This is a genomic window from Megasphaera cerevisiae DSM 20462, from assembly GCF_001045675.1.
Classification (GTDB): Bacteria; Bacillota; Negativicutes; order Veillonellales; family Megasphaeraceae; genus Megasphaera; species Megasphaera cerevisiae.
In genome coordinates, this window is the sequence record NZ_LEKT01000033.1 from 24788 (window position 1) to 33733 (window position 8946).

An 8946-nucleotide genomic window follows, 5' to 3' on the forward strand; every position below is an offset into this window, starting at 1 on the left:
GATGGATGCCCGTGAGTTTGAGCCAATTGACCGGTCTGAGCGCGTGGAGCCCTATGTGCCGCCGCAGAAGCTGCGTGAACGAGGCTGGCGCCAAATGAAAAAGAACCGGCTGGCCCTGTGGGGCATGGTCATCGTCATCGTTATGACTGCCGCTGCCATTGCCGGTCCATGGCTGGCGCCATATACGTATGCCGATCAAAATCTGGTAGATGCCAATGCCTGGCCGTCGTCGGCGCATTGGTTCGGTACGGATTCTCTGGGACGGGATTTATTTGTCCGCGTCTTATACGGCGCTCGTATTTCTCTTTCTATCGGCTTTGCCGCCAGCTTGATCAATTTTTTCATCGGCGTGATTTACGGAGGCATTGCCGGGCTGGCCGGCGGGCGCACGGATCGTATGCTGATGCATATTGTCGACGTGCTGTATTCTATTCCCATGCTGCTGTACGTCATTTTGCTCATGGTCGTATTCAAGCCGGGTCTGGTCAATATTTATATTGCTCTCGGTATTGCCTATTGGCTGAATATGGCCCGCATCGTTCGCGGTCAGATACTCAGCCTCAAACAGCAGGAATATGTTTTGGCGGCCCGGTCGTGCGGCACTTCGACGTGGAATGTGCTGTGCCGGCACATGATTCCGAATTGTATGGGCCCCATTATTGTTACGATGACGCTGTCGATTCCCGATGCCATTTTTACAGAGGCTTTTTTGAGCTTTATCGGGCTGGGGGTATCGGCACCGATGGCGAGCTGGGGTGTCCTGGCTTCTGAGGGGATCAGCAGCATCCGTTCGTTTCCCTTTCAGCTGGTCTTTCCGGCAGTGGCCTTGTGTCTTACTATGCTGGGCTTTATGTTTCTCGGCGACGGTCTGCGGGACGCGCTGGACCCGCAGAATCAAAAGGAGGCAGGCCGATGAAACCGATATTGGAAATCAGCCATGTGTCGGTCGCGTTTCATACGTACCGCGGGCTGCTGGAGGCTGTCCATGATGTGTCTATTGCCGTAGGAGAAGGGGAAACCGTCGGGATCGTCGGCGAGTCGGGATGCGGCAAATCAGTTACCGCCCAGGCGGCGATGAAGCTGCTGCCGGCCGGTACGGCAGTCTATTCCCAGGGTCAGATATGCTGGGATGGACAGAATGTGCTTCCTTTGACGGAACGAGAAATGAATATGCTGCGGGGACGGGAAATGGCAATGATTTTTCAGGATCCCATGACGTCACTGAATCCGGTCTTTACGATCGGCAGCCAGATTTGCGAGGGACTGCGGCTGCATCAGCCTATGGAGTCCCGCTGCGCTGAAGAGATGGCTGTAGGTCTGCTGCGGTCCGTCGGCATTACGTCGCCGGAAAAACGGCTGCGGCAGTATCCCCATGAGTTGTCGGGCGGTATGCGCCAGCGATGTCTGATTGCCATGGCCCTGTCCTGTTCGCCGCGCCTGCTGTTTGCTGATGAGCCGACGACGGCGCTTGACGTGACGACGGAGGCCCAGGTATTGTCTCTGCTGCAGCGTCTGCAGCAGGATATGGGAATGGCGGTCGTTCTTATTTCGCATAATCTCGGCGTTATTGCCAGAATGTGCCGTCGTATATATGTCATGTATGCCGGCTGTGTTGTGGAGGAAGGGACGGCCTCGGAGATTTTCTATCGTCCGGCGCATCCATATACACAGGGACTGCTGGCTTCTCTGCCGGATCCGGATCATCCCGGACGGACGCTGACAGGAATTGAGGGGCAGGCACCGGATCTGTTTCATATGCCGTCCGGCTGCCGCTTTTTTCCGCGGTGCCGTCAGGCCATGCATATTTGCACGCATGCCGTGCCGCCGGTCTATACCGTAGGAGAAGGACACCAGACGGCATGCTGGTTGGTGTGCCCGGAGAGGAGGAGATCCTGATGGAGCTGATCGATGCCCGTCACATTACAAAGGTTTTTACTGTCGGCACGGATTGGCTGGGACGGCCAAAGAAGGTGCTGGCGGCTGTACAGGATATGTCTCTGGTGATTCATCAGGGCGAGACGGTGGGACTTGTCGGCGAGTCGGGCTGCGGTAAATCGACGTTTGCCCGCACGGTGCTGGGGCTATATGGCAAAACCGGCGGCACGGTGCTGTATAAGGGGCGGGATACGCGGGACCTGGCGGCCGGTGAGCTGTACCGCCGCCAGGTCCAGATGATTTTTCAGGATCCCTATTCGTCACTGGATCCGCGCATGACCGTGGAGGAGATCATCAGCGAGCCCTTGCGCAATTATCATCTTTGTGCGGATGGACGGGAACGAAGAAAGCGTGTCGCCGGGCTGCTGAATCAGGTCGATCTTCGTGCGGAGGCGGCCCAGCGCTATCCCCATGAATTCAGCGGCGGCCAGCGTCAGCGTGTGGGTATTGCCAGAGCGCTGGCGCTGGAGCCGGAGTGTATTTTTTGTGACGAGCCTATTTCAGCGCTTGATGTGTCGGTACAGGTACAGATCGTCAATATGCTGCGGCGTCTGCAGCAGGAGCTGGGGTTATCGTATTTGTTTATTGCGCATGATCTGACCATGGTCCATCATATGAGCCGGCGCATCGGTGTCATGTATCTGGGGCGTTTGGTCGAACTGGGACCAGGCAGCGAGGTGTTTTGCCGCCCACTGCATCCCTATACGCAGCTGCTGATTGCGTCTGTGCCGCGTCCGGATCCGGCAGATCCCGGTGCGCCTGACGCTGCCGGAGAGGTGCCCAGCCCGTTGGAGCTGCCGGCCGGCTGTGTGTTTCATCCGCGTTGCCCTTACGCAAATCAGCGGTGCCGTACAGAAACGCCAGTGCTGCGTCAGGTCGGGGCAGACCGGTTTGCCGCCTGTCATCAGGTACAGGGAGGCGATGCGCTATGATCCGGCGTTTTATATGCATGGGTTTGCTGATGCTGGCAGTTTTGTTTGCCGGCGGCTGCAGTACGGTCTCCCGTCCGGATACGGTGAGCTATGTCCTTGAGGCGGAGCCGTCCCGGCTGGATCCGGCTATGACGACGGCTTTGCCGGAAAATAATGTGGAGCTGCAGCTGTTTGAGGGATTGACCCGTCTGGATGAGCACAATGTACCCCAGCCGGCTCTGGCGTCTTCCTGGGATATTTCTCAGGATGGCACAACCTATACCTTTCATCTGCGAGACGGCATACAGTGGAGCGACGGCGCGCCGATTACGGCGTATGAGGTGGAATATTCCTGGAAGCGGGTTATGAATCCGGATACGGCATCGGAGAATGCGTATATGATGTTCTGTATCGATAAGGCGGAGGCGTATTTCAAGCGCCAGGTTTCGGCCGATGCTGTGGGCGTACGGGCGCTGGACAGCAAGACGCTGCAGGTACGCTTGAAATATCCTACTGCGTATTTTCTCAATTTGACGGCATTTCACTGTTATTATCCCGTGCCGCAGCGGCTGGCAGAGACCAGACCGGATACGTGGGCTTCCGATGCGGCGGATATGGTATGCAGCGGGCCGTATAAAATAACCGCGTGGCGCCATTCCAGTCAGATTGACGCCGTGAAAAATGACCGCTATTGGGATGCTGGCACCGTGCGTCTCAGCCATATAGAATTTCCTATCAGTGATTCCCAGGCGACACGGCTGACCCTGGTGGAAAGCAATCAGGCCAATATGACGGCTGAACCACCGCCGGCCGACCAGGACCGGCTTGAAAAACTGGGTCTCTATAAGGTGGCACCGTATCTCGGTATATATTATTATGTATTTAACGTGCAGAAGAAACCGTTTGACGATGTGAGGGTCCGCAGGGCCTTTGCCTTGGCTGTACAGCGGCAGTCACTGGTCCGGCATATTGTGCGGGCACAGAAGGAACCGGCCTATGCCTGGGTACCGCCTGGCCTGAAGGACGATGCGACGGGGCAGGACTTTCGCGAAGAAGGCGGCAATCTTGTGACGGAGAACCCGGCTGCTGCGCGGCAGTATCTGAAGAACGCCGGCTATGATGCGAATCATCCGCTGCCGGAAGTGACGGTACTGTTCAACACGAATGAAATGCACAAGGCAATTGCCGAGGCAATGCAGGCTATGTGGAGGGACAATCTCGGCGTCAGCGTGTCGCTCATGAACCAGGAATCAAAGGTGTTTTTGGCGGCCCGCAGTCAGGGAGAGTATCAGATTGCCAGGGCTTCGTGGATTGCTGATTACATCGATCCCATGACATTTCTCGACGTGTTTGCCGATACGGAAAATGATGCCGGCTATCATAATGAGCAGTATAACGCGCTGGTACAGAAAGCTAAGGAGACAAACGACAAGGGGCTGCGCATGCAGTATATGCATCAGGCAGAGAAACAGCTTTTTGACGACTGCGTCATTATTCCTGTGTATTATACGACGCAGCCTTATGTGGTCCAGCCCTATGTCAAAGGCTATCATTGGTCGCCGCTGGGGCTGGTGGATTTCAAACGGGCGTATATCGAACCGTAAGTAGTACGCGCATGGCGGCTGGTGCAGCGCATCGGGAGGAAATATACAATGAATATATATAGATTGGGAAAGCCCCTTTGTCCGGGAGATACCATCGGTGTCGTTGCGCCGTCGTCGGCGCTGGCAGAGGATACGCTGGAGCAAGGCCTTGCTATCTTGCACGGACTGGGGTATCACACGAAGCTGGGACTGTCCGTCGGAGCCCATTGGGGTTATTTGGCCGGTACGGATGCGGCGCGGGCTGCTGATATTCGGGCAGCCTTTGCCGATAACGAGGTGGACGGCATTATTTGCCTGCGCGGCGGCTACGGTGCTACGCGGCTGCTGCCGCTGCTGGATTATGAATGCATTGCGGCCCATCCCAAGCTGTTTGTCGGCTTCAGTGATATTACGGCGCTGCATACGGTGCTGCTGCAGCGCTGCCATCTGGCGCCGGTTCATAGTATGATGGTCATGCCTCTGGGACGCGGCGCGTCGGACTATACAGTGCGGCAATTTGCCGCAGGTTTGCAGGATCCTTATCAGGACGGCGCGTATGAGCTGCCGCCGGGCTGCCGGCTGGAGACCATCGTTCCCGGTATGGCCGAAGGGATTCTCTGCGGTGGCAATATGATGCTGCTGGCGGCTATGACGGGGACCCCGTATGCTCTTGATGGTACGGGCGCGATTCTACTGCTGGAGGAGGTCGGCGAAGAAGCCTATGCGCTGGACCGTATGCTGTGCCAGTTGGAGCAGTCCGGTCTGATTGAGCGGGCTGCCGGCATTATCTTCGGTGAATTTTCCGGGTGTACTCCTGTCGAAGCGGCACCGTATGAGTTTACGGTCCGGGATGTTATATATGAATATGCTGCGCGGTGGCAGAAACCGGCGGTCTGCGGCTTTCCGGCCGGACACGGTGCGGATAATGCCTGGCTGCCCTTCGGTCGGTCTGTACGGCTCAGTTTGATGGCAGATAAGGCTGACGTCGTCCGTCTGCCGGACAGGATATAAGTCAGTCTGTGAGGAGGAATCGAATGACGACGAAAGAATGGAAGAATCGGGCCTGCCGGCAGGTAGATAAATTGCAGCCTGTTATATATGGTATTGCCGAGTATTTGTATGCCCACCCGGAGCTGGGCGGGGAAGAACGGTTGGCTGCTGCGTATTTGCGCCGGATATTGGCGGATCATGGATTTACGGTGGAGGCTGTCGTGCCAGAGGCTTTTCCTACGGCTTTTCATGGAGTCCGCGGCCGGGGGCCTTTTCAGATGGGGTTCCTTGCCGAATATGATGCGCTTCCCGGGCTGGGTCACGGCTGCGGTCATAATCTGATTGCCGCCATGAGTGTCGGAGCAGCCGTGGCCTTTGCTGCCGCTGCCGGTGACCGGGCATCTGTTCATATATATGGCTGTCCGGCTGAGGAGACGGTGGGCAGCAAAGTATATATGAGCGAGCAGGGAGTGTTTGATCGGCTGGATGCGGCTGTTATTATTCATCCCGGGTCGGATAAGACGTGTATTGGTGGAACCTCTTATGCGACGCATCCGCTGCAGTTTGTTTTTTTAGGAAAGCCCGCTCATGTGGCGGACTCGTCATATCACGGAGTGAATGCTCTCGATGCTCTCATCGATTTTTACGGAAAGCTCAAAGACTATGATGTCAGGCTTACGAAGCGGCATATCATCGGAGCGATTATTACAGAAGGCGGTACGGTGCCCAATATCGTGCCGGAGAGAGCGGTTCTGAAGGCGACTATCCGTGCGCTGGATACGGATTTTTTAGAACAGCAGATGCTGCCGGAAATCCGCAGGATCGCACAGGAGGTTTCCGATGCTCACGGGACGGAGTTGGAGATGGTTCATTACGAACCTCTTTTCAAAAATATGGTCAATGATGCACGGATGGATGTGTATTTCGCCGAGGCGTTCAGCTCGCTCTATGAGGAGTTTGGTATCAGAGAGGACGATTATGCCGAAGGGTCTACGGATGTGGGAAATGTGAGCCATGTGACGCGGGTCTGCCAGCCAGAAATCTGTATTGGCTATCATATTGCCGCGCATACCCGCGGGTTTGCCGAGGCAGCCGGCAGTGAATTGGGCAGGCTCCAGGCCCTGACAGGAGCTAAGGCAATGGTCATGGCAGCAATCGATGTGATGAATGAAAAAGATTGGACAAAGTAGAAAATCCTCCCGGGACAGTCCAGATAGACTGTTTCGGGAGGATTTTCTACTTAAAGAGGCGATTTTTTACTTAGCAATGCATTTTCGTATTGCCGCTTCCAAAATGTCCAGACCGGCTTCGAGCTGGGCATTGGTCACGACGAGTGGGCAGAGGAACCGAATGACGTTGTCGTAGACGCCGCAGTTTTCCAGGATAAGACCCCGTTGGGCGGCTTCCTGAATTATAGTGCTGACCAATTCGGGATAGGGACGCTTGCTCTTTTTATCATGGACAAATTCCAGTCCCAGCATAGCACCCAGGCCGCGGTAATCACCGATAATTTCCAGCTCCCGCTGCCATTTTTTGTAACGATTGCAGACTATGCTGCCGATTTCCCGGGCTCGGCCGGCCAGGTCGTCGCGCTCCATGATTTCGATTACCTTCAGCGCTGCCGCGCAGGCCAGGGCATTGCCGCCGAAGGTCCCGCCGATGACGCCGCCGGGGACAGCAGCCATGATTTCTTCTCTGGCAACGACGGCACCGATGGGAATACCGCCGCCGAGAGATTTGGCTGTAGCGATGATATCCGGCGGGCAGCCTGCTTCTTTCCAGTATTCCGTGGCGAGCATGCGGCCTGTGCGGCACCAGCCAGTCTGGACTTCATCAGCTACGAGCAGGATGCCGTTTTCGTCGCAGACACGGCGCAGGGCTTTGATCCATTCTATAGGGGCGGGTACGAAACCACCTTCGCCCTGCAGGGGTTCGACGACGATGGCGGCGACATATTCTGCCGGCGAAGAGTACATGAAAACTTCTTTTAACGAATCAAGATAGTATTGGATGGCGTCTTCTTCTGTATATCCTTCCGGCTTTCTGTACAGATATGGGAATTCTGCCCGGTATATACCGTCCGGGAAAGGTCCCATGCCAAGCGCATAGGATTTTTTGGCGGTCATGGCCATGGTCATCAGAGTACGGCCGTGGAAGGCACCGGAAAAAACGATGATATTAGGTCGTTTGGTATACGCTTTGGCAATTTTGACGGCGTTTTCATCGGCTTCGGCGCCGCTGTTGATGAAAAATGTGCGTTTGACATCGCCCCTGACAGGTGCGATAGCATTGATTTTTTCAGCCAGCTTGACATATCCTTCATGCGTTACGATGTTGGCCATGGCGTGGAAATACTTACCCGCCTGATCTTTGACAGCCTGTACGACCTCTGGGTGAGAGTAGCCAATGTTGAGGACGCCGACGCCGCCGACCCAATCAAGAAAATAATTACCGTCCGCATCTTCAAGCATAGCGCCTTCGCCGCGCTGAATTACTGTTGGATATACGGTGCCGATGGCATCAGGTACAGCCTTGCGGCGTCGGGCCAGTAAAACCGCTGCTTTCGGACCGGGTACGGATGGTGTAATGATTTTAGGCAATTCTTCTCGTAACATGTTCAATACCTCCTGCGCAATAAAAAGACACACAAAAACGAAATAACTGGGCACGTCTTTGTGTGTCATGTATTTAATTCGCTTTTTATTATATTTAACAAGCAGTATTTCTGCAAGGGTTTGTGAACCCAATAATAAAAAACGTTTTTGTGCTGCCGGCATAAAAAGATAACATATGAATCGTAAGCAAACAGATGATGATACGGTGTATGCCGGTATTGCCGTATAGCGGAAACCAATATTTCCTTATCGTAAGCAAATAAAAATGGCAATATGCTGTATCTTATACAAAACGATAGCCAGGCTAGAGCAGAACATATTTATAATACAAATTTATGTTGATAAAAGAAAGGGGCACGGCAAAGTGACTATTTGCCATACCTTTTTGACAAATCTGCAATTTTGAGGAAATATATTGCTATTTGACAAATAGTGTGCTAAAATATAATAACCAGCTGTAGAGAGCGTGCGGATATAAAGTTGTAAATGTAGAAATGTCATGATTGAGATTGCTTTTTTGTGCTTTTTCTATGTTCTATGAATTTGTTGAAAACGTTTGACAAAAGAGAAAACAGGTGGTAGAATAACAAAGTCGTCTTCTTCAAAAGCACAATATGACAAAATGTGTATTGTGAGAAGAATGAAGAGCGACGATGTTCTTCGAAAAGAAGTGCTTGACAAACTCTCATGAGTTTGGTAGAATAAGCAAGTCGTCGCAAGACGGCATGACCTTTGAAAACTGAACAATGCAATAATTGAATTGAACGCCAGAGTGCGAGGTCTTGAAAACATCAAGACGTCAACAAGAGTAAGTATGAACCAAAAACAGTAAGAACGAGCCAAATGGCTCTTCATATATCATGGAGAGTTTGATCCTGGCTCAGGACGAACGCTGGCGGCGTGCTTAACACA

At 53.8% G+C, this 8946-nt stretch carries 7 protein-coding genes; 6 read left to right on the top strand and 1 reads right to left on the bottom strand.

What is annotated here, in order from left to right; genetic code table 11:
* Position 1: 1 nt before the first annotated feature.
* Genes AB840_RS09905 through AB840_RS09930 form a run of 6 tightly spaced genes read left to right on the top strand, consistent with a single transcriptional unit; the run spans position 2 to position 6609 of the window.
* Positions 2 to 916, top strand: a complete 915-nt coding sequence (locus AB840_RS09905) for an ABC transporter permease (protein ID WP_078791830.1) — start codon at positions 2 to 4, stop codon at positions 914 to 916.
* Positions 913 to 1896 (top strand): ABC transporter ATP-binding protein, encoded by a 984-nt coding sequence (locus AB840_RS09910; RefSeq protein ID WP_048514681.1) that lies wholly within the window; start codon positions 913 to 915, stop codon positions 1894 to 1896. The genes AB840_RS09905 and AB840_RS09910 overlap by 4 nt, the downstream gene beginning before the upstream one ends.
* On the top strand, positions 1896 to 2867 hold the full coding sequence (locus AB840_RS09915; RefSeq protein ID WP_048514682.1) for an ABC transporter ATP-binding protein: 972 nt from the start codon (positions 1896 to 1898) through the stop codon (positions 2865 to 2867). The genes AB840_RS09910 and AB840_RS09915 overlap by 1 nt, the downstream gene beginning before the upstream one ends.
* Positions 2864 to 4450 carry a peptide ABC transporter substrate-binding protein gene (locus AB840_RS09920; RefSeq protein ID WP_048514683.1) on the top strand — a complete coding sequence of 529 codons (1587 nt, stop codon included), beginning with the start codon at positions 2864 to 2866 and terminating at the stop codon, positions 4448 to 4450. The genes AB840_RS09915 and AB840_RS09920 overlap by 4 nt, the downstream gene beginning before the upstream one ends.
* Before the next feature lie 48 nt (positions 4451 to 4498).
* The gene (locus tag AB840_RS09925) at positions 4499 to 5440 is read left to right on the top strand and encodes a S66 peptidase family protein (protein ID WP_048514684.1); all 942 of its coding nucleotides are present in this window, start codon (positions 4499 to 4501) and stop codon (positions 5438 to 5440) included.
* Between the two features lie 23 nt (positions 5441 to 5463).
* A complete protein-coding gene (locus AB840_RS09930) occupies positions 5464 to 6609 on the top strand; it encodes an amidohydrolase (RefSeq protein WP_048514685.1) in 1146 nt (381 codons plus the stop codon).
* A gap of 66 nt (positions 6610 to 6675) precedes the next feature.
* Here AB840_RS09930 and AB840_RS09935 read toward each other — a convergent pair whose 3' ends face one another.
* Entirely contained in the window at positions 6676 to 8034 is a 1359-nt protein-coding gene (locus AB840_RS09935; protein ID WP_048514686.1) for an aspartate aminotransferase family protein, read from the bottom strand.
* Between the last annotated feature and the right edge of the window lie 912 nt (positions 8035 to 8946).